Origin of the sequence: Polynucleobacter sp. MWH-Adler-W8 (assembly GCF_001889925.1) — a bacterium.
Lineage (GTDB): Bacteria > Pseudomonadota > Gammaproteobacteria > Burkholderiales > Burkholderiaceae > Polynucleobacter.
This window is the reverse complement of sequence record NZ_LZFI01000004.1, coordinates 45,117-70,703: the sequence shown is the minus strand read 5'-3', so window position 1 is coordinate 70,703 and position 25,587 is coordinate 45,117. Positions and strand designations below refer to the sequence as shown.

At 46.6% G+C, this 25,587-nt stretch carries 28 protein-coding genes; 18 read left to right on the top strand and 10 right to left on the bottom strand.

Going from position 1 to position 25,587, the window contains the following annotated elements:
- Position 1: 1 nt before the first annotated feature.
- The 14 genes from AOC28_RS05660 to AOC28_RS05595 all read left to right on the top strand — a co-directional run bounded on the left by AOC28_RS05660 (position 2) and on the right by AOC28_RS05595 (position 12,700).
- Positions 2 to 196 (top strand): heavy-metal-associated domain-containing protein, encoded by a 195-nt coding sequence (locus tag AOC28_RS05660; RefSeq protein ID WP_072582998.1) that lies wholly within the window; start codon positions 2 to 4, stop codon positions 194 to 196.
- Positions 197 to 262: 66 nt separating this feature from the next.
- Positions 263 to 910 (top strand): DUF47 family protein, encoded by a 648-nt coding sequence (locus tag AOC28_RS05655; RefSeq protein WP_072582997.1) that lies wholly within the window; start codon positions 263 to 265, stop codon positions 908 to 910.
- Positions 911 to 921: 11 nt separating this feature from the next.
- Positions 922 to 1,932: an inorganic phosphate transporter gene (locus AOC28_RS05650; protein ID WP_072582996.1), complete on the top strand. Its 1,011-nt coding sequence runs from the start codon at positions 922 to 924 to the stop codon at positions 1,930 to 1,932.
- 130 nt (positions 1,933 to 2,062) lie between these two features.
- Positions 2,063 to 3,151, top strand: a complete 1,089-nt coding sequence (gene apbC, locus AOC28_RS05645; RefSeq protein WP_072582995.1) for an iron-sulfur cluster carrier protein ApbC — start codon at positions 2,063 to 2,065, stop codon at positions 3,149 to 3,151.
- A 32-nt stretch (positions 3,152 to 3,183) separates the two neighbouring features.
- Positions 3,184 to 3,699 carry a DUF3305 domain-containing protein gene (locus AOC28_RS05640; protein ID WP_237767748.1) on the top strand — a complete coding sequence of 172 codons (516 nt, stop codon included), beginning with the start codon at positions 3,184 to 3,186 and terminating at the stop codon, positions 3,697 to 3,699.
- On the top strand, positions 3,699 to 4,265 hold the full coding sequence (locus AOC28_RS05635; protein ID WP_072582993.1) for a DUF3306 domain-containing protein: 567 nt from the start codon (positions 3,699 to 3,701) through the stop codon (positions 4,263 to 4,265). The genes AOC28_RS05640 and AOC28_RS05635 overlap by 1 nt, the downstream gene beginning before the upstream one ends.
- Positions 4,266 to 4,276: 11 nt before the next feature.
- Positions 4,277 to 6,367 (top strand): 4Fe-4S dicluster domain-containing protein, encoded by a 2,091-nt coding sequence (locus tag AOC28_RS11610; RefSeq protein WP_072582992.1) that lies wholly within the window; start codon positions 4,277 to 4,279, stop codon positions 6,365 to 6,367.
- Positions 6,364 to 7,014 (top strand): molecular chaperone TorD family protein, encoded by a 651-nt coding sequence (locus tag AOC28_RS05625; RefSeq protein ID WP_072582991.1) that lies wholly within the window; start codon positions 6,364 to 6,366, stop codon positions 7,012 to 7,014. The genes AOC28_RS11610 and AOC28_RS05625 overlap by 4 nt, the downstream gene beginning before the upstream one ends.
- Positions 7,015 to 7,129: 115 nt before the next feature.
- Positions 7,130 to 7,351, top strand: a complete 222-nt coding sequence (locus tag AOC28_RS05620) for a hypothetical protein (RefSeq protein ID WP_072582990.1) — start codon at positions 7,130 to 7,132, stop codon at positions 7,349 to 7,351.
- 67 nt (positions 7,352 to 7,418) lie between these two features.
- Positions 7,419 to 10,397, top strand: a complete 2,979-nt coding sequence (locus AOC28_RS05615) for a formate dehydrogenase subunit alpha (protein WP_072582989.1) — start codon at positions 7,419 to 7,421, stop codon at positions 10,395 to 10,397.
- A 27-nt stretch (positions 10,398 to 10,424) separates the two neighbouring features.
- Complete coding sequence (gene fdh3B / locus AOC28_RS05610) at positions 10,425 to 11,081, top strand: formate dehydrogenase FDH3 subunit beta (protein ID WP_072582988.1); 657 nt, start codon at positions 10,425 to 10,427, stop codon at positions 11,079 to 11,081.
- Complete coding sequence (locus tag AOC28_RS05605; protein ID WP_072582987.1) at positions 11,081 to 11,317, top strand: hypothetical protein; 237 nt, start codon at positions 11,081 to 11,083, stop codon at positions 11,315 to 11,317. The genes fdh3B and AOC28_RS05605 overlap by 1 nt, the downstream gene beginning before the upstream one ends.
- 47 nt (positions 11,318 to 11,364) lie before the next feature.
- Positions 11,365 to 12,420, top strand: a complete 1,056-nt coding sequence (locus tag AOC28_RS05600; RefSeq protein ID WP_072582986.1) for a formate dehydrogenase subunit gamma — start codon at positions 11,365 to 11,367, stop codon at positions 12,418 to 12,420.
- Positions 12,421 to 12,430: 10 nt separating this feature from the next.
- Positions 12,431 to 12,700, top strand: a complete 270-nt coding sequence (locus AOC28_RS05595; RefSeq protein WP_072582985.1) for a hypothetical protein — start codon at positions 12,431 to 12,433, stop codon at positions 12,698 to 12,700.
- On the opposite strand, the gene AOC28_RS05590 is transcribed toward AOC28_RS05595, so the two are convergent.
- Both AOC28_RS05590 and AOC28_RS05585 read right to left on the bottom strand, forming a co-directional pair.
- A complete protein-coding gene (locus AOC28_RS05590; protein WP_072582984.1) occupies positions 12,701 to 13,408 on the bottom strand; it encodes an ATP-binding cassette domain-containing protein in 708 nt (235 codons plus the stop codon). It abuts the gene before it with no gap.
- A complete protein-coding gene (locus tag AOC28_RS05585) occupies positions 13,401 to 14,096 on the bottom strand; it encodes an ABC transporter permease (RefSeq protein WP_072582983.1) in 696 nt (231 codons plus the stop codon). Before AOC28_RS05585 ends, AOC28_RS05590 begins: the two co-directional genes overlap by 8 nt.
- A 66-nt stretch (positions 14,097 to 14,162) precedes the next feature.
- Here AOC28_RS05585 and AOC28_RS05580 point away from each other — a divergent pair, with 66 nt between their 5' ends.
- The 3 genes from AOC28_RS05580 to cls are packed head-to-tail and all read left to right on the top strand — an operon-like array spanning position 14,163 to position 16,590.
- Positions 14,163 to 14,363, top strand: coding sequence for a (2Fe-2S)-binding protein (locus tag AOC28_RS05580; RefSeq protein ID WP_072582982.1), 201 nt, complete (start codon positions 14,163 to 14,165; stop codon positions 14,361 to 14,363).
- A complete protein-coding gene (locus AOC28_RS05575) occupies positions 14,363 to 15,115 on the top strand; it encodes an endonuclease/exonuclease/phosphatase family protein (protein ID WP_072583182.1) in 753 nt (250 codons plus the stop codon). The genes AOC28_RS05580 and AOC28_RS05575 overlap by 1 nt, the downstream gene beginning before the upstream one ends.
- Complete coding sequence (gene cls, locus AOC28_RS05570; protein ID WP_072582981.1) at positions 15,112 to 16,590, top strand: cardiolipin synthase; 1,479 nt, start codon at positions 15,112 to 15,114, stop codon at positions 16,588 to 16,590. The genes AOC28_RS05575 and cls overlap by 4 nt, the downstream gene beginning before the upstream one ends.
- Here the strand turns inward: cls and AOC28_RS05565 are convergent.
- Together AOC28_RS05565 and AOC28_RS05560 are read right to left on the bottom strand one after the other, a co-directional pair.
- Positions 16,587 to 17,771 (bottom strand): CaiB/BaiF CoA-transferase family protein, encoded by a 1,185-nt coding sequence (locus AOC28_RS05565; RefSeq protein ID WP_072582980.1) that lies wholly within the window; start codon positions 17,769 to 17,771, stop codon positions 16,587 to 16,589. The genes cls and AOC28_RS05565 overlap by 4 nt on opposite strands.
- Before the next feature lie 12 nt (positions 17,772 to 17,783).
- Positions 17,784 to 18,953 carry an acyl-CoA dehydrogenase family protein gene (locus tag AOC28_RS05560; protein ID WP_072582979.1) on the bottom strand — a complete coding sequence of 390 codons (1,170 nt, stop codon included), beginning with the start codon at positions 18,951 to 18,953 and terminating at the stop codon, positions 17,784 to 17,786.
- Between the two features lie 156 nt (positions 18,954 to 19,109).
- On the opposite strand from AOC28_RS05560, the gene AOC28_RS05555 reads away from it, so the two are divergent.
- A complete protein-coding gene (locus AOC28_RS05555) occupies positions 19,110 to 19,613 on the top strand; it encodes a YqaA family protein (protein WP_072583181.1) in 504 nt (167 codons plus the stop codon).
- On the opposite strand, the gene AOC28_RS05550 is transcribed toward AOC28_RS05555, so the two are convergent.
- From AOC28_RS05550 to AOC28_RS05525, 6 genes are all read right to left on the bottom strand, one after another.
- A complete protein-coding gene (locus AOC28_RS05550; RefSeq protein ID WP_072582978.1) occupies positions 19,610 to 20,314 on the bottom strand; it encodes an ABC transporter ATP-binding protein in 705 nt (234 codons plus the stop codon). The genes AOC28_RS05555 and AOC28_RS05550 overlap by 4 nt on opposite strands.
- 14 nt (positions 20,315 to 20,328) lie before the next feature.
- The gene (locus AOC28_RS05545) at positions 20,329 to 21,084 is read right to left on the bottom strand and encodes an ABC transporter ATP-binding protein (RefSeq protein ID WP_072582977.1); all 756 of its coding nucleotides are present in this window, start codon (positions 21,082 to 21,084) and stop codon (positions 20,329 to 20,331) included.
- Positions 21,084 to 22,043 (bottom strand): branched-chain amino acid ABC transporter permease, encoded by a 960-nt coding sequence (locus AOC28_RS05540; RefSeq protein ID WP_072582976.1) that lies wholly within the window; start codon positions 22,041 to 22,043, stop codon positions 21,084 to 21,086. The genes AOC28_RS05545 and AOC28_RS05540 overlap by 1 nt, the downstream gene beginning before the upstream one ends.
- Positions 22,044 to 22,057: 14 nt before the next feature.
- Positions 22,058 to 22,912, bottom strand: coding sequence for a branched-chain amino acid ABC transporter permease (locus tag AOC28_RS05535; protein ID WP_237767747.1), 855 nt, complete (start codon positions 22,910 to 22,912; stop codon positions 22,058 to 22,060).
- Between the two features lie 117 nt (positions 22,913 to 23,029).
- On the bottom strand, positions 23,030 to 24,265 hold the full coding sequence (locus AOC28_RS05530; RefSeq protein ID WP_072582974.1) for an ABC transporter substrate-binding protein: 1,236 nt from the start codon (positions 24,263 to 24,265) through the stop codon (positions 23,030 to 23,032).
- Positions 24,266 to 24,339: 74 nt separating this feature from the next.
- The gene (locus AOC28_RS05525) at positions 24,340 to 25,581 is read right to left on the bottom strand and encodes an FAD binding domain-containing protein (RefSeq protein WP_072582973.1); all 1,242 of its coding nucleotides are present in this window, start codon (positions 25,579 to 25,581) and stop codon (positions 24,340 to 24,342) included.
- Positions 25,582 to 25,587: the final 6 nt, after the last annotated feature.

The window sequence follows — 25,587 nt, the reverse complement described above, 5'->3', positions numbered from 1 at the left end:
TATGTTGAGTTTAAAAGTTTCCGGAATGACCTGTGGGGGCTGCATTAATGCCGTCACTCGGGCAGTGCAGGCTCAGGACCCTCAGGCTAAAGTTCAGGCGGATTTGGCAGGTCAGACCGTCACTCTTGAAACTACTCTATCTGCTGCGCAGGCGAGTCAGCTCATCACAGATGCCGGCTTTCCAGTCATTCAATAGTAATTGTTTAGAATGTCGGCAAACATAACAAAACCCGTAGTTTTTGTTCCTAAAGGATCGTGATTTATGTTCTTCAGTAAGTTAATGCCTCACGATGGTAATTTCTTCGAGCTATTTAATGAGCACGCTAGCAATATCGTTTCCGCCTCCGAATCTTTTTTGAAGTTCGTTGAGTATTACAGTGATGAAACCTTGCGCGCTAAGTACACCCAAGAGGTAGATAAAGCTGAGCATGCTTGTGATGATGTTGTGAAAGAGGTGCATCGTCGTTTGCATAAGACCTTCATCACACCTATAGACCGCGACCAAATTTTTTCACTCATCAATACGATGGATGACGTAGCTGATTTATTGCAAAACGGCACTGAAGCAATGCACTTGTATGACGTGAAGCAAATGACGCCAGAGATGTTGCAAATGGCGGAGCTTTGCAATCAGTGCTGCATCAGCATGAAGAATGCTGTTGCTACATTAAAAGACATTTCTGATCCAGAAGTAGCTAAAGCAGCGTTAAAGACTTGTGATGAAATTGATCACCTGGAGTCTGGGGCTGATCGCCTACTATCTACTGCTATTACTAGGTTGTTCCGTGAAGACATCGAGGTGCGTGAGCTGATTAAGTGCCAGCGTATTTATGAGTTGCTCGAGGAAGTTACCGATAAATGTGAAGACGTTGCCAACTTGGTTGAAGGCATTGTTCTTGAAAACTCTTAAGGCGAATTAAGTTGCCAGCGACAGAAGTAGCCTTTTGGGTTGTAGCGCTATTAGTAGTGCTAGCTCTTGCATTTGATTTCATGAACGGCTTTCATGATGCTGCTAACTCTATTGCGACGGTGGTTTCTACTGGCGTTTTAAAGCCGCAACAGGCAGTGGTGTTCGCTGCCTTCTTTAACTTTCTTGCAATATTCATTTTCCATTTAAGTGTTGCTGCTACTGTGGGCAAGGGAATTGTGCTTCCTGCCGCGGTGGATCTCCACGTGATCTTTGGCGCATTGGTTGGCGCCATCATCTGGAACTTGGTGACTTGGTTCTATGGCATTCCATCAAGCTCTTCTCATGCTTTGATTGGTGGGTTGCTAGGAGCGGCGCTGCCTAAGGCGGGACTTGCCGGCTTAGTTTGGGCAGGTATTATCAAAACCGTTGCTTTTATCTTCATCTCCCCATTGGTTGGATTTCTTTTAGGCTCCTTGATGATGTTGCTGGTGTCATGGGTTTGCCGAAATGTCACACTCTCTAAAACCGATCGCTGGTTCCGCCGTCTGCAATTGGTTTCTGCTGGCGCATATAGCCTTGGACACGGCGGTAATGACTCACAAAAAACGATTGGCATTATTTGGCTGTTACTCATCATTACTGGCTATACAGATGCCAGCGCAAGTATGCCGCCAATATGGACAATTGTTTGCTGCTATATCGCTATTGCGATGGGCACAATGTTTGGTGGTTGGCGGATTGTTAAAACCATGGGTCAAAAGCTGACAAAACTCAAACCAGTAGGAGGCTTCTGTGCTGAAACTGGTGGCGCCATTACTTTGTTTGCGGCAACAGCCTTGGGTGTTCCTGTTTCGACTACCCACACAATTACTGGGGCTATTGTCGGCGTTGGTTCAACTCAGAGAGCCAGCGCGGTCCGCTGGGGTGTCGCTGGAAACATCGTTTGGGCCTGGATCTTCACCATCCCAGCCACGGCTTTGATGTCGATGGCAGTCTATTACCTGAGTTTGCTGATTTTCTAATGCGATAGACGGAAGGTGCTCAAGGGCGCTTTCAGCAAATATTGGCGGCTACGAGTAAGCTAGCGCTAATTAAGAAAATACTAAAAAACCTAGAAGTCCATTCTAGATTTATCCATATTAGGAGAATGTAGTGTCGGTTACACCAGAGTTGATACAAGCAGCGCTAAAAAACTTAGTTGATCCCAATACGAAAATTGATTTTGTTACGGCAAGGAATATTAAAAATCTCCGCGTAGAGGGCGGCGATATTTCTTTAGATATTGTGCTGGGATATCCCGCTAAAAGCCAGTTCGACTCGATTCGTAAATCGGTAATCAATGCCTTGCGTGAATTATCAGGCGTCAAAAATGTGAGCGTCAATATCTCTAGTCAAATCGTTGCGCATGCAGTGCAGCGTGGAGTGAAGTTATTGCCCGGCGTAAAAAATATTATTGCAGTGGCTAGCGGTAAGGGTGGAGTAGGGAAGTCCACAACAGCCGTGAATCTCGCCCTAGCTCTTGCTGCGGAGGGTGCGCAGGTCGGTATTTTGGATGCGGATATTTATGGCCCAAGTCAGCCAATGATGTTGGGTATTACCGGTAGGCCAGACTCTATTGAAGAAAATACGATTGAGCCAATGGAAGCCTATGGTTTGCAGGCAAGTTCGATCGGTTTCTTGATTGATGACGATGCACCCATGGTGTGGCGTGGACCGATGGTGACTTCAGCCCTTGAGCAGTTGCTTCGCCAAACCCGTTGGCGTGATCTTGACTACCTGATCGTAGATATGCCGCCTGGTACGGGAGATATTCAATTGACTTTGGCGCAAAAGGTTCCCGTTACAGGATCAGTCATTGTTACCACGCCTCAAGATATTGCTTTGCTAGATGCTCGTAAAGGCCTCAAGATGTTTGAGAAGGTGGGTGTACCCATCATTGGCATTATTGAAAATATGAGCACTTACGTTTGCACTCAATGTGGACACGAAGAGCACGTATTCGGTACTGGCGGCGGTGAAAAAATGTGTAAAGAGTACGCTGTAGATTTCTTGGGCTCCTTGCCCTTGAATCTTTCGATTCGTGAGCAGGCTGATGCTGGGCGCCCAACAGTAGTGGCTGATCCAGATGGCGCTATTAGTGCTATCTATAAAGGTATTGCTAGACAGGTAGCCATTCGTGTTGCTACTCTATCTAAAGACATGAGCAGTAAATTTCCGAACATTGTGGTTCAAAACACCTGAGGCTCTGAACATTTATGCGCTTTGCAGTGCTAATGCGTAAACAGAATATTGATAACCCATGGGTCTCGTTCCGCTGGGTGCCTCAGGAAGTATTGCCTGATTTTGGGCAATTTAATAGTCAACAAAGTAAATCCATTGTGGGTCAGTTTCTTGGGCGCGATGCTGATGGTGAATCCTGGCTATTCACAGGCTATGAACTTGATCTCTTTCCGGATGAGGCTGAGGGCTACTATCTCAATGTTTCTGCTACTACGCCCGCATGGTTTGTCATGTGGCGCTTGGAAGAAGATATTGAGCGTTATATCGACGAGCAATCGCTTTCCTTGGCAAAATCTGAAGATTCCTTTGCAGTACCCCATCGCATTTGTGTCAGTTATAACGAAGCCGCTCGCTTACTCGATGGTGGTGAGTCGGTTGATACGATACCGCTGAGTGAGCAGCATGCATCGTGGTTGCAAGAGTATGTCAATGACAACTATCGGCCGGAACCCAAAAAACGCCATAAGCCAGCTTCATTCAAGGGCGCGCAACGCCCTATGGAGGAATAATGGCTGATGGATTTCTGGGACGTTGGTCTAAGCGTAAAGCGGGTAAAGAAGATGTCTCGCCAGAAAAAAAAGTAGAGGTTCCTAAAGAGGCTGATCAGGCTCAACTCGTTGAGGGCGCTCAAGAGGCTGCACCTCCGCCAGCTACCCTAGAGGATGTAGTCAAGATCGATCGTTTCGATCCAGACTTTTCTGCTTTTATGAAGCCGGATGTAGATCCCGCTGTTCAGCAGGCTGCTCTAAAGAAAATGTTTACCGATCCCCATTTCAACATCATGGATGGATTAGATATTTATATTGATGACTACAGTAAGCCGGATCCACTGCCACCTGGAATGCTGGAGAGAATGGTGCAGAGCGATATGCTCAACCTTTTCCGCAAATCGAGCGAAGAGCTTGGTCCAGAATCCCAGCAAAGCGTAAACCTAGCACCTGACCCGCGTCTTGAGGGCCGCACATTGGCAGCCGAACAGCAAACTGATTTAACATCCACACAACAAAAACCTACAGATCAGTTGGAAGAAGTGCCCAATAAGGTATCAATAGAGTCTGAACAGAAAAAAACCTAAGAAGATAGCGCATGAGTCAAAAATTAGTCTGCAACTGTAATGGCACCATGCCTTTGGATGCAAAAGCTATCGGGGTTCCGATTCATCAATCCTTGTGCAGGCAGGAGGTCGGCTCTTTTTTAAAAGCGCTAGATGGTTCTGATTCTCTGGTGATAGCGTGTACACAAGAGGGTGCACTTTTTAGTGAGCTCGCTGACCAAGCTGAAAAGCCATTAGTTGCGCCACTGCGTTTTGTCAATATACGTGAAGTAGCTGGTTGGACTCAAGAGGCTAAAACATCCGGACCTAAAATTGCTGCGTTGTTAGCTTTAGCTGACATGCCTGAGGCTGAACCTGTTCCTGTTGTGAATTATGAAAGCCAGGGAAGATTATTAATTATCGGCGCTGGGTCACAAGCCATTCCTTGGGCTGAAAAATTAAGCCCATCATTAGATGTTTCTGTCTTATGCACGCAGCCCGGTGACTTGCCGCTGACCCGTAGCTACCCAATCTTTACTGGCGCAGTAACCAAGTTGGATGGTTACCTAGGAAACTTTTCAGTAAATTGGGATTTGCAAAATCCGATTGACCCAGAGATGTGTACTCGCTGTGGGGCCTGTGTTGAAGCGTGTCCTGAAAGTGCCATTGATCTTTCCTTCCAGATTGATTTAGGTAAATGTAAATCCCATCGTGACTGCGTTACTGCATGTGCCAGCATTGGCGCCATTTCTTTTGATCGCAAAGAGCGTGAACGTAATTCAGAATTCGATTTAATTTTGGACCTACGTGTAGATCCCAAGATGCGCATGAGTCAAACGCCGCAGGGGTACTTCGCTCCCGGTGTTGATCCCCTTGAGCAGGCGCTGGCAGTTAATCAACTCTCCGAGATGGTGGGGGAGTTTGAAAAGCCTAAATATTTTGCCTATAACGAAAAAATTTGTGCTCATGGCCGTAATGGCAAAGTAGGTTGCAGCGCTTGTATTGATGTTTGTTCAACAGGCGCTATTGGTTCAATCTTTAAAAATGGCCAAGGTTCTGTAGAGGTCAATCCAAATCTTTGTATGGGTTGCGGAGCTTGTGTAACTGCATGCCCTTCCGGGGCAATGCGTTACAACTACCCAAGCGTTGCTCATCAGGGCAAAGAACTCAAAACGGTAGCGAGCGTCTTTACCGCCGAAGCTAAAAAGATTAATCAAGCGATGGCCCCCAGCTTGCTTTTACATACCCTAAAAGCGGGTACGCAAATGATTGATGGCTTGGGCAGATCAGCGCATGTTATGCCAAAGCAATACGAAGGCCTCCCTGCATTTGTGATTCCTTATGGCATTGAGCATATTGCCTCTACTGGTTTGGACTTATGGCTGGGCGCACTGACGTATGGTTTTGCGGAAGTGACTTTGTTGTTAAGTGGAGACGAGGATCCTGCCTATTGTGCAGTACTTGAAGAGCAGGTAGTTTTAGCAAATAGCATTCTGAATGCGTTTGGCTTTGACGATCGCATTCATCTGATCTTGGCTAGTTCTGCTGAAGATATGGCGACGGTGTCTAAAGCAATGGGCGTATTACGTCAGCGAGGAGCACTCAGTCCGATCTGCACTCCTGCAAGTATTGGCTTATCGAATCAGAAACGCGAAACGCTTGAGGCAGTCTTAGAGCATTTGCAAAAACATGCGAAGACTCCGTTGCCAGAGATGGGCGCTGCACTTCCAAAGTCTTCCTTGTTAGGGGGCCTGACAATGAATAAAGATGCTTGCACCTTGTGCATGTCTTGTGTGAGTGGCTGCCCTGAAGGCGCGCTTTTAGATAATCCCGATGAACCCATTCTTTCTTTTATTGAGAAGCAGTGTGTTCAGTGCGGCATCTGCGTGCAAACCTGTCCCGAGAAGGCTTTAACTCTTGCACCTCGTTTGCAAACAGTTGAGCAGCGCAAGCAACGGACTACCCTGAATGAAACCCAGGCATTCCATTGCATCAGCTGCGGCAAGCCTTTTGGAACACTTAAGATGGTTGATTTGATGCTCAGCAAGCTTGGTGCGCATGGTGCTTTTGCTGGAGCTGCAATGGATCGATTGAAGATGTGTAGTGATTGTCGAGTGGTAGATATGGTGAAAAAAGAAACATGAGCGAAATTGCGAAAGAAGCAGCAAAAGAGAATCTATCCGCCGAAGTAGGCGATGTAGGCTTGCCTGAGGATTTGGCTAGGGCCGATTTATATGGCTTGATCGCCCGCTTTTTTCAGATGCCGCCCGATCAAGAGCTTTTAGATCAAATTGCCGCTACCGCCGATCAACAAGATGCTGCCGATGAGGCACCCTTGGCTAAGGTTTGGATGGACGTAGTGGAGGTCGCTAAAAATAATCCCGCTAAAGCTTGGCATGATGAGTTTGATTTGAATTTCATCAGCGTTGGTAAGCCGAATGTCGTTTTGAATGGCTCCTTTTACATGGCGGGCCATCTAAATGAAAAGCCCTTAGTGAATATTCGCAAGGCTTTAGAGGGTTTTGGGCTTGAGGCCGCAGAAGAGGTGACTGAAACTGAAGACCACATCTCAGCCCTCAGTGAGGTCATGCGTTATCTCATCGCGGGGGATGACGTGGAGATCTCAAACCTTACAAATCAAAGGGTTTTTTTCAATGAGCATATTCGTCCCTGGTATGACGAATTTTGCGATGCCATAGAGAGTATTCCGGAGATGCATTTGTATCACCCAATCGCAGCCCTAACCAGGGAATTTCTAGCAATCGAGGGGCAAGGCTTTGACATGATTTGATGTTGCATCGCAATATAAATATTGCCTTAATAACTAATGGTTACACCAATATGTCAAAAATGCGATTTCCTATTACACTTGATGCAAATCAAGAATAATCCGATAGGAGCATGCAATGACCACTAAATCCAAGGTTGCTTTAAGCGAAGAAAACAAGCCGTCGCGCCGTAAGTTCTTTATTGGTGCAAGCGCTGCAGTTGGAGCTGTCGCTGTAGTGAGCCAAACTCCAGTTGGCAAAGCAGTTATCCAAGAAATTACTGGCGCTAAAGCGGTGCAAGATGTTGGTCAAACGATGACTGCTCACATGCGCAAGTACTACGAATCTACTTTGATTTAACCATCTTCGCTTCACTATCGCTTTCACTGTTTCTAAATAAATAAAAAAACTTTCTCAGGGACATCATATGAGTCTGACTCGTAAATCCAATACCCCACAAAGCAGTCGTTCCACATCGCGCCTGATCGGTAGTCTGTCACGCGGCTTAAAAGCTGCTGTTCCAACGATGGATCGCCGCACATTCCTCAAGCGGTCGGGCGTAGGGGTTGGCGCTGGTATCGCTGCTAGTCAATTAAGTTTTGTTCAAAAAGCATCTGCTGAGCAAAGCAAGGCAATGCTAGATGGCAAGGGAAAGATTGAGGTTAAGAGATCTATTTGTACCCACTGTTCTGTGGGCTGCGCAGTAGATGCCACCGTTGAGAATGGCGTATGGGTCCGTCAAAACCCAGTATTTGATTCCCCAATTAATATGGGTGCTCACTGTGCTAAAGGCGCTGCCTTGCGTGAGCACGGACATGGTGATTACCGTTTGCGTTACCCAATGAAGTTGGTTGATGGAAAGTACCAACGCATTTCTTGGGATCAAGCCTTAACTGAAATTACCGCTCAGATGAAGGATATTCGCCAGAAATATTCTCCGGATGCAATGTTCTTCATCGGCTCCTCCAAACACAATAATGAACAGTCCTACTTACTCCGTAAGTGGGTCTCTTTCTTTGGCACAAACAATACAGACCATCAAGCTCGTATTTGTCACTCCACAACAGTAGCGGGTGTTGCAAACACCTGGGGCTATGGTGCGATGACCAATAGCTACAACGACATGATGAATGCCAAGGCTGCTTTGTACATTGGTTCAAATGCGGCTGAAGCGCACCCAGTTTCGATGTTGATGTTATTGCACGCAAAAGAAAACGGTTGCAAAGTGATCGTTGTAGATCCACGTTACACCCGTACTGCTGCTAAGTCAGACCAGTACATCCGCATTCGTTCTGGTACTGATATTCCTTTCTTATTCGGTATGCTGTATCACATCTTTAAAAATGGCTGGGAAGATAAGAAGTACATCAACGACCGTGTTTATGGCATGGAAGAGATTCGTAAAGAAGTGATGGAGAAGTGGGCGCCTGCTGCAGTTGAGGAGGCTTGTGGTGTGCCTGAGGCTCAGGTTTACCAAGCTGCTAAAACTATGGCAATGAATCGTCCTAGTACCGTTGTTTGGTGTATGGGTCAAACCCAGCACACTATCGGTAATGCGATTGTGCGCGCCTCTTGTATTTTGCAATTGGCTTTAGGTAACATAGGTAAGTCTGGTGGTGGTACTAATATTTTCCGCGGTCACGATAACGTTCAGGGTGCAACTGACGTTGGCCCTAACCCAGATTCATTGCCGGGTTACTATGGTTTGGCTGCTGGCTCATGGAAGCACTTCTCAACAGTTTGGGGTGTTGACTATGAGTGGATTAAAGGTCGTTATGCGCCTGACATGATGGAGAAATCCGGCACTACTGTGTCTCGTTGGGTTGATGCTGTTCTCGAGAAGAATGACATGATCGACCAGCAGACTAACGTAAAAGGCTTGTTCTTCTGGGGTCATGCACCTAACTCACAAACGCGTGGCCTCGACATGAAGCGTGCGATGGATAAGTTGGATCTCTTGGTAGTGGTTGATCCATATCCAAGTGCTACTGCTGCAATGGCAGCAATGCCTGCTGCAGAAGGACAAGCGGTTAATAAGAATCGCAATGTGTACTTATTGCCTGCAGCAACGCAGTTTGAAACTTGCGGTTCAGCGACAGCTTCCAATCGTTCATTACAGTGGCGTGAGAAAGTAATTGATCCATTGTTTGAATCTGTTCCTGACCACGTGATCATGCAGGCTTTTGCTGATCGCTTAGGCTTCGGAGAAGAGTTGTCTAAGAATTACAAAATGCTTAGTTCCAAATTTGCCGGTAAGCAATGGAAAGAGCCGCAAATTGAAGACATCCTGCGCGAGATTAATCGCTCTTGCTGGACCATTGGATACACAGGTCAAACTCCTGAGCGCCTCAAGGCTCACATGAGAATGGTGGCAACCTTTGATCCGAAGACCTTGAAGTCTCGTGGTGCTGTTGATCCAGTTACTGGCTATGACACTACTGGCGACTACTATGGCTTGCCTTGGCCTTGCTACGGTACAGCAGCTATTAAGCATCCTGGCTCACCAAATCTGTATGACACAAGTAAGAGCGTGATGGAGGGCGGTGGTAACTTCCGCGCTAACTTCGGTGTTGAGCGTGATGGCGTCAGCTTGCTTGCTGCCGATGGATCCCACTCTAAGGGTGCTGCAATTACTACCGGCTACCCAGAGTTTGATCACGTGTTTATGAAGAAATTAGGTTGGTGGGATCAGTTAACTGAAGACGAGAAAAAACTCGCTGAAGGTAAAAACTGGAAGACTGACTTATCTGGCGGTATTCAGCGCGTGGTAATGAAGAATGGCTGTCATCCGTTTGGTAACGCCAAGGCGCGTGCGGTGGTTTGGAACTTCCCAGACCCAGTTCCAATTCACCGTGAAGCGCTCTACAGTACAAACGCTCCAATGATGCGCAAGTACCCAACAGCTGCCGATAAGAAAAACTTCTGGCGCTTGCCAACCCTCTATAAAACTGTTCAAGATCAAAACTTGAATCAGAAGTTATATGAGAAGTTCCCAATCATTCTGACTTCAGGTCGTTTGGTTGAGTACGAGGGTGGTGGTGATGAGACTCGTTCCAACCCATGGTTAGCAGAACTCCAACAAGAAAACTTTGTGGAGATTAATCCTAAGGCTGCAGCAGATCGTGGCATTGAGAACTGGGATTATGTTTGGGTGAAATCACCAACAGGTGCCAAGATCAAAGTACGCGCATTAGTGACTGAGCGTGTTGACCAAGGAACCGCGTTTGTACCATTCCACTTTGCTGGCTGGTGGCAGGGCGAAAATATTCGCAAGTACTACCCAGAGGGTGCTGCGCCGATAGTTCAGGGTGAAGCGGTTAATACTGCAACTACTTATGGTTATGACATGGTGACGATGATGCAAGAAACGAAAACCACAATGTGTCAAATCGAGAAATTTGCCTAAGTCAAAAAATAAGGTCAGGAGAACACAATGGCAAGAATGAAATTTATTTGCGACACGGAGCGATGCATTGAGTGCAACGGTTGTGTCACAGCCTGTAAGAATGAAAACGAAGTACCTTGGGGTGTTAATCGTCGTCGCGTTGTAACGGTGAATGACGGCATCATTGGTCAAGAAAAATCAGTTTCAGTTGCTTGCATGCACTGTAGCGATGCTCCTTGTATGGCCGTATGCCCAGTAGATTGTTTCTACCGCACGGATGAGGGTGTTGTGCTGCACGATAAAGATATCTGTATCGGTTGCGGTTACTGCTCTTTTGCCTGTCCATTTGGCGCACCACAGTTCCTCAGCAAGGGTGCCTTCGGCTCCCGCAGCAAAATGGATAAGTGCACATTCTGTAGTGGCGGCCCAGAAGAAAACGGCAGCGTTGCAGAGTTTGAAAAGTATGGCCGCAATCGTTTGGCAGAAGGCAAGTTACCACTTTGCGCTGAAATGTGCTCTACCAAGGCATTGATTGGCGGCGATAGTGATGTCATTAGTGGCATCTTTAATAATCGCGTTGCTACCCGTGAGAAGAATGGCAAGTACCCAGGATCCAAAGCCTTTGGTTGGAATACTGCTTACGGTGGACCGGATGCGCCAGCACCTACACCAACGCCTGCTGCAAAAATTCCAGGAGCTCAATAATGAAAGTAAATTTCAAAACTCTCGGTTTGTGTTTTGCAGCAGCAGCTTTGTTGGGGGCTTGCTCTGAGCCTCCAGAAATTGCTGCTAAAGCTGCTAAGCGTCCAGATGTTGCTCCTTATATGGGCGCCAATAATGGATTTATGACTAAGAATTGGACGCCAGGCAACCAGGCCAGTTGGACCGAGTCGATTGATAAGCGCAATCAGAATCAAAACGAATACAGTCGCGTTAAGTGATCAACTCAATAACAATAAATAAAACGAAAACGTTTAAGGACATGTGTATGAAACGATCATTTTCTAAAGTTCTACGCACTTTGGTAGTGGCTGCAGGTTTGTCACTGACTCTTGCGAGTGGTATGAGCTTGGCTGAGCGTGCACCGATGGCGCCTTTGCCTTCCCCTAGTGGAGTAGACGTGCCTCCTGCATCTGTGCCGGCAAATCCAAACGCTTTGGCCAATGGCACTCAAGCGCAGGCTCAGCCAGCAAATCCATCCATTTTCATGGCGCCAAACAGCGATCCACAAAATTACGTCAGCATTCCTGATAAGCAAGCAGGTGTTTTGATCCAGCGTGCCGGTCAAGAATGGCGCGTGATTCGTAACGGCATCATTACCGTTTATGGAGGCTGGTTATTGGCGATTGCTTTCTTTGGAATTATTGCTGTCTACACCCTCAAAGGCTCAATCAAACTGCATGAGCCATTGTCGGGCATTAAAGTGAAGCGTTTTAGCGCATTTGACCGTATCACTCACTGGGTGATGGCTTTTAGCTTCCTGGCCTTAGCGTTTACTGGTTTGATGATTTTGTATGGCAAATATTTTGCAATGCCATTGATGGGCGGTGTCGCATATGGATCCTTCTTGTTTGTTTGCAAGAATATTCATAATTTTTCCGGCCCATTATTTACTCTTAGCATTGTGATTTTCTTTTTGCTCTTTGCCGGCAAGAATATTCCAGAAAAAGGCGATCTCAATTGGTTGTTAACTTTCGGTGGAATGTTTAGCGGCAAGCATGTGCCTGCTGGCTTCTTCAATATGGGTGAGAAATTTTGGTTCTGGTTTGGTATGACTTTCTTAGGCTTAGTAATTTCTGCCTCAGGATTTGTGCTCGACATGATCGTGCCGTTTATGCAGATAGAGTACCTGCGTGGCACGATGCAAATCGCCAACATCATTCATAGTAGTGCTGCAATCTTGATGACTACTATGGCGATGGGCCACATTTATATCGGTACTATTGGCATGCAAGGCTCAATCGATGGCATGAAGACCGGCTATGTAGATGCTACTTGGGCTAAAGAGCACCATGAGCTCTGGTATGACAAACTGAATAAATAAGGATAAGGCCATGAAAAGAATCATTGCTCTTACGTTTTGCGTATTTGCTGCCTCCTCGGTAATGGCGACGTTGCCACCATTGAGCCCAGAGGCACAAGAGGCTGCTAATTTGGCTAAAGCTAAAGCCGCTTATGGCGATAAGGTGGGTGCGTACCAATTGTGTCAATCCATGAATAGAGTTGCTGATCGTTTTAGAGTCTCTGGAACTCCTGCGCCGACTGCCTGTGTTGCCCCTCCGCCGTTTGTACCTCCTGTTGCATCGGCACCCGCTGCCAAGTAATTAATCGGCGATCAACTCTTGTTGTAAGTAGCGCTTAGCTGCTGGTGTTTGGGGATTATTAAAGAAGGGGCCTACGGGTCCCTTTTCTTTTATCTCACCTTGATCAATAAAAATAATATGCTCAGCTAGTCTTTGTACCTGGGCAAGCTGGTGAGATGAAAAAATCACATCTACTCCCTGACGATCAAATTGACGAATCAGTTCTTCAACCTGTTCGGTAGTCTTGGGGTCGAGATTGGCGGTAGGCTCATCTAGTAAAACCAAATTGGGTTTTTGAAGAATGGCTCTTCCAAGACAAACCTTTTGTCTTTCGCCTGCAGATAATTTATGCGCTGGGCTGTTAGCTAGCTCGTTTAAACCTACTTGCTCAATTACGCGGTCTACATCAGCATTTTCAATGGATCCATCCGCGTCACAAACCATTGCAATATTGGTTTTAGCTGAGGCTTTGATCATCGGCGTGTGATGTAAAACCAAAGCCGTTTTTGTTTTAAACGAGTAACTCACTGTTCCGCTATCTGGCTTAACGAGCCCATCTAGAAGCTTAAGAAGAGTAGTTTTGCCAGCGCCATTGGGGCCAATACAGGCAGTAATTCTGTCTGCTGGAATAAGGGCGTGCGGGATGCTTAGAATAGTTCTGCCATTACTTTTGACGATGATGTCTTTGAGCTCAATGAACTTTTCAAAAGTTTCCATTGCATTAACCATAGCGGTGCTCCGCAATTTGGCGAACTGCAAAGGTAAATAAATTGGCCATAAGAACAATGGTGAGCAAGACTATGCCAAGGGCGAGGGCTAAAGGTAGATCGCCTTTGCTGGTCTCTAGCGCTATCGCAGTTGTCATCGTTCTGGTGGAATGATCAATATTGCCACCAACAATCATGACTGCTCCAACCTCGGATATGGCTCTAGCTAGACCGGCAAGCACGGCAATAGTCAGCGAGAAGCGGGAATCCCATATCAGCCATTTAAAGCGGGGGAGGGGTGGCAATTTGAGGCTCAGAAAGGAATCGCGATGTATTTTCCAAGAGTCCTCCAGTATCTGGCGACTAAGGGCGGCAATTAAGGGGGTTGTGAGCAATGTTTGAGCCACAATCATCCCCTTCACTGTAAATAGCCAGCCCCACATGCCAAGGGGCCCTGTACGTGACAGCAGGAGGTATACCAGCACCCCAACTATGACTGTAGGCACACCCATGAGGGTGTTCAGGGTAACAATGATGGTCCTTTTGCCTGCAAAACGTTCGGTGGCCAGAAGGGCGCCAATCGGAAGGCCCAAAAGCGTTCCAACCAGAAGGGCTGTAAGGCTGACTTGTAGAGAAACCCAGACTATCCCCATTACGCCGCCATCTAAGTGGGCGAGCAAGGAGAGGGCGTCTTGAAAAGCTTTTAACATGCGCTTGATTCTATCAAGGCAATGGCAAAATGACTGTAATGAGATTGATTTCCCTATTTTTGACCTATGGCTGAAGTGGTTTGCCTCTGTAATGAGGTTCTCGACGTGGATTTACGCGAATATTTAGATGCTCACCCGATAGACTCGATTGACGAGTTACGGGAGCAGGCATCTATTTGCAATAAATGCATGCAGTGTCAAGAGTTGGTCGAAGGTGAAATTTACTTAGCGCGCGCTCGACGCCAACGTGCTGCAGGTCAGTTTTGATGAGCGCCATTAAAACTGCTCGTTTCACAGTATTAAGTATGAATGTCCATAAAGGGTTATCTCCTTTGCATAGACATTCCACGATTTACCAGCTGCGTGAAAAAATGCGCAGTCACCATCCAGACCTGCTTTTCTTGCAGGAGTTGCAACAGGAGCATCGTGGTAGGGTGCGTCGTTTTACTCAATGGCCTTTAGCAGAGTTGACTCACTTCCTTTCGGAGGGATTTTGGCGCGATTGGCATTATGGAAAAAATGTTGAGTATCTCGATGGACATCATGGCAATGCCATCCTCTCTAAGCACCCTCAGCAAAAAGGAAATAACTACGATATTTCAGCATACCGCTTTGAGAGTCGCGGTCTTCTACATAGCGTTACTACTTTGGATGGTATGGATCAACCCATTCATTGTTTCTGTGTACATTTGGCGCTTTTCGAAGGAGGTAGAGAGCGACAGCTGGAGGCCATCATTGGACATATTCAGGATCTCACCCAAAATGGACCTACGATCGTGGCGGGAGACTTCAATGATTGGCGCAATCGGGTAAGCGCCCCCATGAAGGCTGCTGGCTTCGATGAGGTGTTTGAATTACTGACCGGCTCCCCGGCAAAAACATTTCCTAGTGTGAAGCCGTTGCTTGCAATGGATAGAATTTATGTTCGAGGAATAAAAGTACATTCAGCAGAAATTTTGCATGAATGGTTAACGTTATCAGATCACCTAGGTATTACTGCTGAATTGGAACTTGAATGAATGATTTATTAGGCATTTTTATTAATACACAATCTCCTTTTAATTTGAGATTGATTTTATTAATCCATTTCTTATTGGTAACGTATTTTATTCTCCTTATTATTTCTGTAAGAAGGCCTGTTGGCGTAGCTTTTGCATGGATATTTATTGTGATGACGTTCCCGCTGCTGGGAATAGGTTTGTATATTTTGATTGGTGAGCGCCCGGTTGGAAGAGCCTTGACTCGAAAAATTATTCGCATGAATCGTGAATACCAGGAAACCACTGAGCTAATGAGGAAGCAATTTATTGGCGATAGAGAGGAATTACCCCTGGAAGGAAAGGCCTTGAGTCTGCTTGCTGAATCTAAGAACGGTTCACCCGTGGTTGCTGGCAATAAGATTAAATTGCACACGGAATCTTTAAAAATTCTACAAAATTTTATTGATGAAATTAACTCAGCAAAGAAAAGTCTCCATCTGGAGTTTTATATCTGGGCATTGGGCGGTGATGCCGATCGGGTTTGTGAAGCCTTGATAACCGCAGCCAAGCGTGGGGTTGCATGCCGCGTTTTGTTAGACTCGCTCGGAAGTAAAGATTGGTTTAAGTCTGCTTGGCCCAAACGTTTTAAAACGGCTGGCATTCAGGTCACTGAGGCATTGCCGATTCAGATTGGCCGTTTCCAGTTCCGCCGTGCAGATTTACGCTTGCATCGAAAAATATTTGTGGTGGACGGTTCTGTGGTGTGGACTGGCAGCATGAATATGGTTGACCCTCGTACTTTTAAGCAGGACTCTGGAGTGGGAGAGTGGGTTGATGCCATGGTGCGCATCGAGGGCCCAGTTGCATCTCAGTTTGAACTTACGTTTTCCTTAGACTGGAGTATTGATAACCCTAAAATTACCCACTTCAATGATCGTGAGCCACCAGTATCGCCACATGAAGGTGGTGTTTTAGCTCAGGAGTTTTCATCTGGCCCGGTATACCGAGACGATATTCTTTATCAAGTACTCTTGTCGGCCATTATGGATGCTAGACAGGAGTTAACCATTACTACGCCATACTTTGGCCCAGATGATGGTTTACTTCAGGCATTGATGGCGGCTGCGGCCCGTGGAGTAAACGTTACGCTGATCGTTCCCAAATTGAATGATTCCAAATTGGTTGCCTGGAGTAGTAGAAGTTTCTATGGCGATTTAATGAATGCAGGCGTCAAAATCGCAGAGTTCCATGGGGGGCTCTTACATACCAAGAGTTTGCTGATCGATAAACGGATTGCAATCTTTGGTTCAGTGAATTTTGATCAACGTAGTTTGCGACTCAACTTTGAAATTAGCTTGATTGTGTATGACGATGACTTCTGCGCCAATCTAGAAAGGCTGATTCAGTCCTACTTAGCGCAATCAGATTACGTTGATCCTAAGGCCTGGGCGAAGCGCCCGCGCTGGCATCGCTATCTTGAAAATGCAGCGCATCTTACTTCGCCGCTGCTTTAAATCGCGCCACTTGCCCTCATGCTGGCAATATCAGTCTCGTCCAGCCCTAATTCTTTAAGGATGGAGTCGGTATGATCTCCAACCGCTGGGATGGGATCCATACGATAGTCATAGCTACTATTTAAGCCGGGGGGCAGTAGGGCTGCAATCGCACCGTTGGGGGTATCTACCTCAGTCCAGCGATTACGCGCTTTAAGCTGCTTATGCTTCCAAAGACCCTCCATATCATTGAGGTGGGCATTTGCAATCTGTGCCTTTTCTAGTCTTGTAATTAATTGCTCGGAAGTAAGCTTGCTAAAGCAAGCGTCAATAATTTCTAAAAGTTCAGTGCGCTTTTCATTGCGCTTAAAGTTACGATCAAAGCGTTCATCTTGGGCAAGCGCAGGGTTTTCTAAGACGGTTTCGCAAAATTGCACCCACTCACGTTCATTCTGTAAGCCCAGCATGACCGTCTTACCATCACCCGCCTTAAAGGGGCCATATGGATAGATGGTGGCATGGGAGGCGCCATTGCGTGGTGGCGGCTCTGCGCCTTTGTAGGCGTAGTACAGAGGAAAACTCATCCATTCAGTGAGCGACTCGAGCATAGAGATATCGATGACAGATCCTTTACCTGTTTTTCCTCTTTGCAAGAGGGCCGCCAAGATATTGGTATAGGCATACATGCCGGCTGCAATATCAGCAATCGAGTTTCCCGCTTTGCTAGGGGTTTCAGGTGTACCCGTGACCGATAAGAATCCGGCCTCACTCTGAATAAGTAAGTCGTAAGCTTTTTTATCTCGATAGGGGCCGTTATTGCCGTAGCCCGAGATATCACACAGAATGAGTTTTGGATTGTCTTTCTGCAAAATCTCGGCTGTGAGTCCCATACGTGCAGCAGCACCTGGGGCAAGGTTTTGTACTAAGACATCTGCCGTCTTTAGTAATGTCTTAAGCGCTGCAATTGCTGATGGCTGCTTAAGATCTAGCGTCAAACTTTCCTTAGAGCGATTGACCCAAACGAAGTGAGAGCATAGCCCATCTACCTGCGTGTCATACCCTCTAGCAAAGTCACCTCCACCAGGCCTCTCAACCTTAATGACTCTTGCCCCTAAGTCTGCTAATTGGCGTGTGCAGAAAGGTGCTGCTATAGCATGCTCTAGAGAAACAACGGTAATGCCATCCAATGGACGAATGCTCATATTAATGTCTTCTTAGAAAGATCTTGGAAGACCAAGAACATGTTCGGCAATATAGGAATAAATTAAATTCGTTGAAATAGGTGCCACTTGATAAAGGCGAGTTTCTCTAAATTTACGCTCAACATCGTATTCATTGGCAAAGCCGAAGCCACCATGGGTTTGTAAGCAGACGTTTGCTGCTTCCCAAGATGCTTTGGCCGCTAGGTATTTGGCCATATTAGCCTCTGGACCACAGGGTTGGTGATTGTCAAATAACTCGCATGCTTTAAAGCGCATGAGATTTGCGGCTTCGGTTTCAATATAGCTATCCGCAATCGGAAATTGAATCCCTTGGTTTTTACCAATTGGGCGATCAAAAACGACTCGGTCATTAGCATAGCGGCGGGCGCGATCAATAAACCAGTAGGCGTCACCAATACATTCAGCAGCGATCAAGACTCGCTCGGCATTCAAGCCATCCAAAATATATTTAAATCCTTGACCTTCGGTGCCAATGAGATTCTCTGCAGGGATTTCTAGGTTATCGAAGAACACTTCGTTAGTTTCGTGGTTCACCATATTAGCGATGGGTCGCACTTCCATGCCTTTGCCAATGGCGTCAGCGAGATTAACGATAAAGATCGACATGCCTTCTGACTTGCGTTGTACTTCACTAAGTGGAGTAGTGCGCGCCAGCAAAATCATTAAGTCAGAGTGCTGAATTCTGGAGATCCATACCTTTTGACCATTCACTACGTACTTGTCACCTTTTTTAACGGCAGTTGTTTTTAGTTTGGTGGTATCTGTTCCTGTGGTGGGCTCTGTGACTGCCATGCTTTGAAGACGTAATTCACCCGAAGCAATTTTGGGAAGATACATTTTTTTCTGAGCATCTGAGCCATGGCGAAGTAGGGTGCCCATGTTGTACATCTGTCCGTGACATGAACCTGAGTTACCCCCAGAAAAATTAATCTCTTCCATGATTACGGAGGCTTCCGCTAAGCCTAAACCAGAGCCAGCATATTCTTCTGGAATTAAGGCAGCCAGCCAGCCGGCCTTAGTCATCGCATCCACAAAAGCCTCTGGATAACCTCGTTCGTGATCAATCTTTTGCCAATAGGCGGAATCAAAAGAGCCGCAGAGATCACGCAATGCTTCACGGATTTCTTGATATTGGTCTGGCTTGGGAATAGGGTGATTCATGAAAGTCTCAATTTATAGGTTTTATGGTGTATTTACCGTTTCAAGCATTAGTTTAAGCAAGATTTGAAATTCCTGGAGATTGGCCAAAACAAGGCAAAATAGACTGATTGGGGTTAATGAATCCCTAGAAGGCATTACATAAGGGGTATGCGTTTTATGGAGCACGCACTTTCACATTTTTTTAGCTGGTTTGGAATGCCTTCAGTTGGCTTACCTGCGGTGTTTATCAGCGCTTTTGTTTCAGCAACTTTATTACCGGTTGGTTCGGAGCCAATTCTGTTTGGTTACACCGCCTTGAATCCAGATTTATATTGGGTTGCAATTTTTGTGGCCACTGTTGGAAATACCTTGGGGGGCATGTTCGACTGGTGGCTTGGTCTCATTGCCCGTAGAAGTATGAAGTCTGTTGGTGAGCCAAAAAATGAACGCCTCAAAGATTGGCTAGAAGCTTGGGGTCCAAAAATTCTGTTACTTTCATGGCTGCCTGGGCTTGGTGATCCCCTATGCCTTGCCGCTGGATGGTTGAAACTTGCTTGGCAACCTTGCATAATTTATATGTTCATTGGCAAGTTGCTGCGCTATCTGACCCTAACCTGGTTGCTGACTTTGGTGCCAGATAGTTTTTGGCACCAGTTGGGTCACTGGCTACATCTCATCTAAACGGCGCAATACTTCTGCTGAACCTCATCATTGTTCAAGAGGTTCTGTGCAGTGTCATGAAAAACAATCTCACCCTGATCGAGAATATAGGCCCGGTCAGAAATTTTCAGAGCTTGTTGAACGTTTTGCTCAACCAGGAGAATGGTTAGACCTTCTTGCTTTAGTTTGGCAAAAAGCTCAAACATCTCTTCAACCAAGACTGGCATGATGCCTTCTGAAGGCTCATCAAGCAGAATGACTTTAGGTTTGCCAATCATTGCTCTGGCAATGGCAAGCATTTGTTGCTCACCTCCGGACATCGATGTGCCGTCTTGATGTAAACGCTCTTTCAGTCTGGGGAAGGTTTCGGCAATCTCATCAACTAATGCACTCATGTCGCCTGAATTCTTCTTGGCGATCACCCCAAGCTCTAAGTTTTCTTTGACGGTCAGCCCAGGAACAATGCGACGATCCTCTGGAACATATGCCAGGCCTAGATGAAAGCGCTCATGAGCGGGTAAATCTAAAAATGAAGTGCCATCAATGGATGCTTTACCTTGGCGTTTAGATAGCAGGCCCATTAGAGAGCGTAGGGTGGTGGTTTTGCCAGCGCCATTACGACCCATCAAAGTAACGATCTCTCCTTTATTTACTTCCAGTGAGACGCCTTGCAATACGTGACTACGGTCATACCAAGCGTTTAAGTTTTCAACACGCAACATAGTTTGCTTTCTGTTTAACCTTGACCTAGGTACACACGACGTACCTCTGAATTATTTTGGATTTCTTCTGGGGTGCCTTCTGCCAAAAACTCACCATGGTGCAGCACGATGATGCGCTTGCAAAGACCCATGATGAGTTTCATCTTGTGCTCAACCAAAATCACTGTCCGCTCGCTAGCGAGTGTGCGAATCAATTCCATCATCACTAATGTTTCTTCTGGAGACATGCCAGCAGTGGGCTCATCTAGCAAAAGTAGGCTCGGGTTGCAGGCCAATGCCATCGCAATTTCAAGAGCGCGCTGCTGACCATGCGCTAAGTCACCTGTTTTCTTATTCCGTAAGTGCTCCAGATTGACTCGATGCAGCAATTCATCGGCAATCTCAATTGGCTTTGGATAGCTTTGCGCATTCCGGAGGAAGTTGTAACGTGCTGTTTCCATCTGTGCAGCCACCCGGACATTCTCATGAACGCTGAGTTGCTTAAACACATTGGTGATCTGAAAGCTTTTAGAAATTCCGATGCGAGCAAATTCATGCTGCTGCATGCCGGTGATATCTTTGCCATTAAATAGAATTTGACCGCTCGATGGTGGAAACGCGCCACTCAAGACATTAAAGAAGGTGCTTTTACCTGCACCATTCGGGCCAATAATTGCCGTAAGTGTTCCAGGCATAAAGCTAGTGGATACGTCCTGTAATGCCTTGAACTTACCAAAGCTCTTGCTGACATGACGCGCTTCAAGAATAGGGGTTGTAGTTGCGCTATTCATTATTTCGAATCCTGATTAATTTGTAGCTTGCTCAGAATGGTTCCCCAGATACCTTTAGGGAAGAACAGCACAAAGAACATGAACACTAAACCAACGACAGCCATCCAATGCTTAGTGAAGGTGGTGACGACGTCTTCCAAGTAGAGCATGACTGCTGCGCCGATGAATGGGCCAAAGAAGGTGCCCATTCCACCAAGAATGCTCATCATGACCGCCTGACCAGACTGTAGGTAGTGCAGAGAATCAATCGGCACGATGGAGAGGTGCAGCGCGCGCAATGAGCCCGCTAAGCCACAAATTGCCGCTGACAATACAAAAACCAATAGTTTGGTACGGGCTACGTCAAATCCACAAGCTGCTGCGCGCTTCTCATTCTCGCGAATCGCCTCCATTACGGCACCTAAAGGTGAGCTTAGGATGCGGGAAATAAGCCAAATGGCAATCACCACAAAGAAAAGAATGATGTAGTACTTCACTAATGGATTTAAGAAGTCAACTGGGATGCCTAAGATGTTGAATTCATCTACGCGGACACCTCGTAAACCATTCTCACCACCAGTAAGGCTCTCTGCCTTATAGAAGATGTAGTACACAATTTGGCCAAGCGCTAAGGTCACCATGGAGAAGTAGATGCCACGAGTACGAATTGCAAGGAAGCCCATGATGAGGCCGCCAATAGCGGCGCCAATAACGCCCACCAGAATGGCAGCGCCCCAAGGTAGGCCATAGTGAACAATGGCTATGCCGGTGATGTAGCTACCAATGCCTAGGAAGGCTGCATGACCAAAGGATAGTAGTCCCATGTAACCAAACAGTAAGTTAAAGCCCATGGCGAATAAACCAAAGATCAAAATATTGATCGCCAGAGCTTCATACGGCATGATGAATGGGAAGATTGCTAAGAACAGCGTGCTAGCTAGTACGCGATGACGTGCAATAAGTTGGAAAAATGAATTCATAAATATTCGGAGCCTTAGCCCATCGCTCCTGCTTTACCAAATAAACCCTGTGGGCGAATTAACAGCACTACGGCCATCAGTACAAAAATGGAAAGCTCTGCTAAGTCGGGGAAGAAGAGGGAAGTCATGCTGTAGACCACGCCCACTAACAAGCCGGCTACCACTGCGCCAACTGGTGAGCCCATGCCGCCAACAACAGTCACTACAAATGATTCCGCCAGAATGGGAATGCCCATCTCTGGATTGACAGAGCGTGTTGGTGAGGCAAGAATTCCGGAAAGGCCGGCGATTGCGCAACCCAATCCAAAAACCAAAAGCCACACCTTGGCGATATCGACACCCAAGACCTTCACAATTTCTTGGTCGGCAGCACCGGCTTTAATGATGAGGCCGTAACGTGTCTTTTGAATGAAGAACCAAACGCCTAAAATAACGACCGCAGTTGCTGCAATAAGGAAGAGGCGGTATTTAGGGAAGTAACCAATGCCTACATTCACTGTTCCACCAAGACCTTCCGGGGTGATTGAGGGTAAGCCTTCGATTCCAAAGGTAACGCGCATTACTTCAATCAGGACGTATGACAGTCCGAAGGTGAGTAGTAAAGGGTAATCTAGCCCGCGTCCATAGAGTGGTCTGACCAAAAAACGCTCAGTGACAAGCCCTATGCCGCCTGTAAGCAATGGCGTTAGTACTAGGCTGAACCAAAAGCTTCCAGTGATGCCTAAGAAGTACGCGCCTAAAAATGCGCCCACCATAAAGAAGGCGCCATGTGCAAAGTTCACCACGTTCAGCATGCCAAAAATGAGGCAAAGGCCAAGGGCTAAAAGTGCATAAATACTCCCTAAGGCGATGCCTGTAAGCAGTTGCATGCAAAGAAGTTCAAATGAAAGACCGGTCATAAATGTACTCAGAAAAAACTCCCCTTTACCAAATGGTGCGGGGGAGTGGATCAAGGTGAATGGGTCATCCACCTTGAAATTTTAAGATTAGGCTTTGTGACCTAGCTCCGCGCATGAACGCATATTTTTCTCGGTAGTAGGTTCGATTGTCAGAATATTAAAGACGTCATACTTATCTTTCATATTCTTAGATTTGGACTCTACGATGATGACGGTTTGCACGGCCTGATGGTCGCACTTACGATAGTACTCAGGACCTTTGTACCAGTCATACTTGAGGTTTTCCATTGCGGAAACTACTTTCAAAGTTTCTGTAGACTTGGCGATCTTAATAGAAGCCAATACACTCTTAACGCCTGCATAACCTAATGCACCATAGTCAGACGGTACTGAGCCGTTATACATTTTGCGGAAAGCATCGTTAAATGTTTTTGCAGTTGGGATGCGATCTTCTAGACCCCAGTAATAAGATGTGCCACCAATAATGCCTTCAAAGGCTTCTGGCCCACCTGCAAGGCGTGAGGTATAGAGGAGTACTGGCGTAACAATCTTCATGCTGGATTTAAGGCCAAAGTCAGTACATTGTTTTGCTGCATTGACCAAGTCGCGACCAAAGTTACAGAGCACCAAAATATCTGGATTCAAAGCTTTGATACGTGGCAAGAAGGCGGAGTAATCGGATGCGCCTAATGGGTGACGGATGTCAGCCAGGGTAGTGGCACCCATTTCTTTGCCAGCACGCTCAAACGCACGCACCATTTCATGGCCGTATGCATAGTCAGCCGTTAAGAACACAATTTTTTTACCAAAACGTGGGATGGAGTAACGCGCTACAGCGCCAGCAGTCATCGTTGGGTTCAGGGCCTCGTGGAATGTATAGACGCTCCAGTCTTTCGCTTCGTTAATCGCATCGGATTGGCTGATGGAATTAAAGAGAACCTTACGCTCCTTACAAACGGCATTGATCGAGAGTTGGGTTGCTGCAGAAAGTGAGCCAACTACAAAGTTCACCTTGTCTTTTTCAATTAACTCCAATGTACGTGTTGCTGCTTCGCCAGGATTGAGTTTGTCGTCACGCACTAAGAGTTCTGCTTTGCGTCCATTAAAGCCGCCTGCATCGTTAAATTCTTTAATGGCTAATTCAGCAGCTTTCACCTGATCTTGAGCTTCTGCTGAGAAGGGCCCTGTCAACGGCGTCGGAAAGCCGATCTTGATAGTGTCAGCCTGAGCATTTGCTACGTTTAACCAAAGTGGGGTGCTTGCTGCTGCGGCTCCACCAATCAACATCTTGCGTCTCGTTTGATTCGTTACTTTTTGTTTCATGGTTGTCTCCTCCATATAAAACTTTGTTAAATAAGAATATTTTTTATTTTTTAAATCTTAACTGAATGCGCCATTTAGTGCGCAGATTCAGGCACTGCTTTCCCTTGAGCTAATAGATCGCTGATATCAATCGCAGTTTCCGCCATCACAGTATCGGCATTTCTTTTCAACTTCTCGTTATCCCTATTACCCTTGCTTCCTTGGGCTTGCATATAGCGACCCAAATACTGGGCTCTAGCCACTACTTGTTGACCTAGCTTTAAGCGCTCTTCGCTATATGCATTGAGTGCTGCTGGAGTAGCGCCATGGGCGGCAACATGCTTGGCTATCACAATAGCTTCATCACCAGCCTTAGTGACACCCATTCCTACGTGCGGTCTACCAACAAAAGCAGCATCACCCATGAGTGCGATTCTGCCAAAGACAATTTGTTCGGAGCGCACGTCATAAATGGCTTGTAAAAATGGTGCAGTTGTTTTTTCTAATATTTCTGAGTACTGTGGCGCCAAGATCTCCTGTGCGACTTTACGCATGTGGGCAATATGCTTCCAAGACACCTTGAGGGGCGGGATACCAGTGGGGTAATAATGACCATCATCGTCTGTCAGAAGGCTTATTAAGTCTTCATGCTCTGAAGCTGGGCGATACCAAACAAAGTTATAGCGACGCTTTCCAGGGCGCGTGTCATTGCCAGAGCCAGCAACTGGGTAACCCAGCATTTGCTCGCCATTAGGCAAACAAAAGCCAAAGCGATTAAATAGAGTGTCTAAGGTGTTCCTTGATAGGCAGGCTTCGTCACATACGCCACGCCAAGCTATATAGCCGGCATATTCAGGTTGAATCTGTGGTGCGACTTGCGCTCGCACTGCAGAGCGTATGCCATCGGATGCAATGAGCAATTCAGCATCATATTGGCTGCCGTCTTCACAAAGCACCTGTACAGCGTGCATATCTTGGGTGGCCGACTTTACTGTCTTACCTTGAAGATAGCGCTCGCTTGGAAAGCTTTCTTTGAGCATGTGATACAGGCGACTCCAAGAGGTTAATACTTGAGGTAATTCCATTTCGCCCAAGCTTTGACCGTCAGCACCCAAAGTGACGCGCTTAGTCACAGGTACGCCGAGTGTTTCGTCAACAGTCACTCCAGCAGCGCGTAGCGCTTCAGCCAAAGCATCATGGGTCACAATGCCAGCGCCACGACCGTCTAAGGATCCAATAGTCTTTTCTAGCAAAGTAACGTCATGCCCTTGGCGCAGCAAAATATTTGCCACAAACAAACCGCCAAGAGAGCCGCCTACAACTAGAATTTTTGCCATCAATAG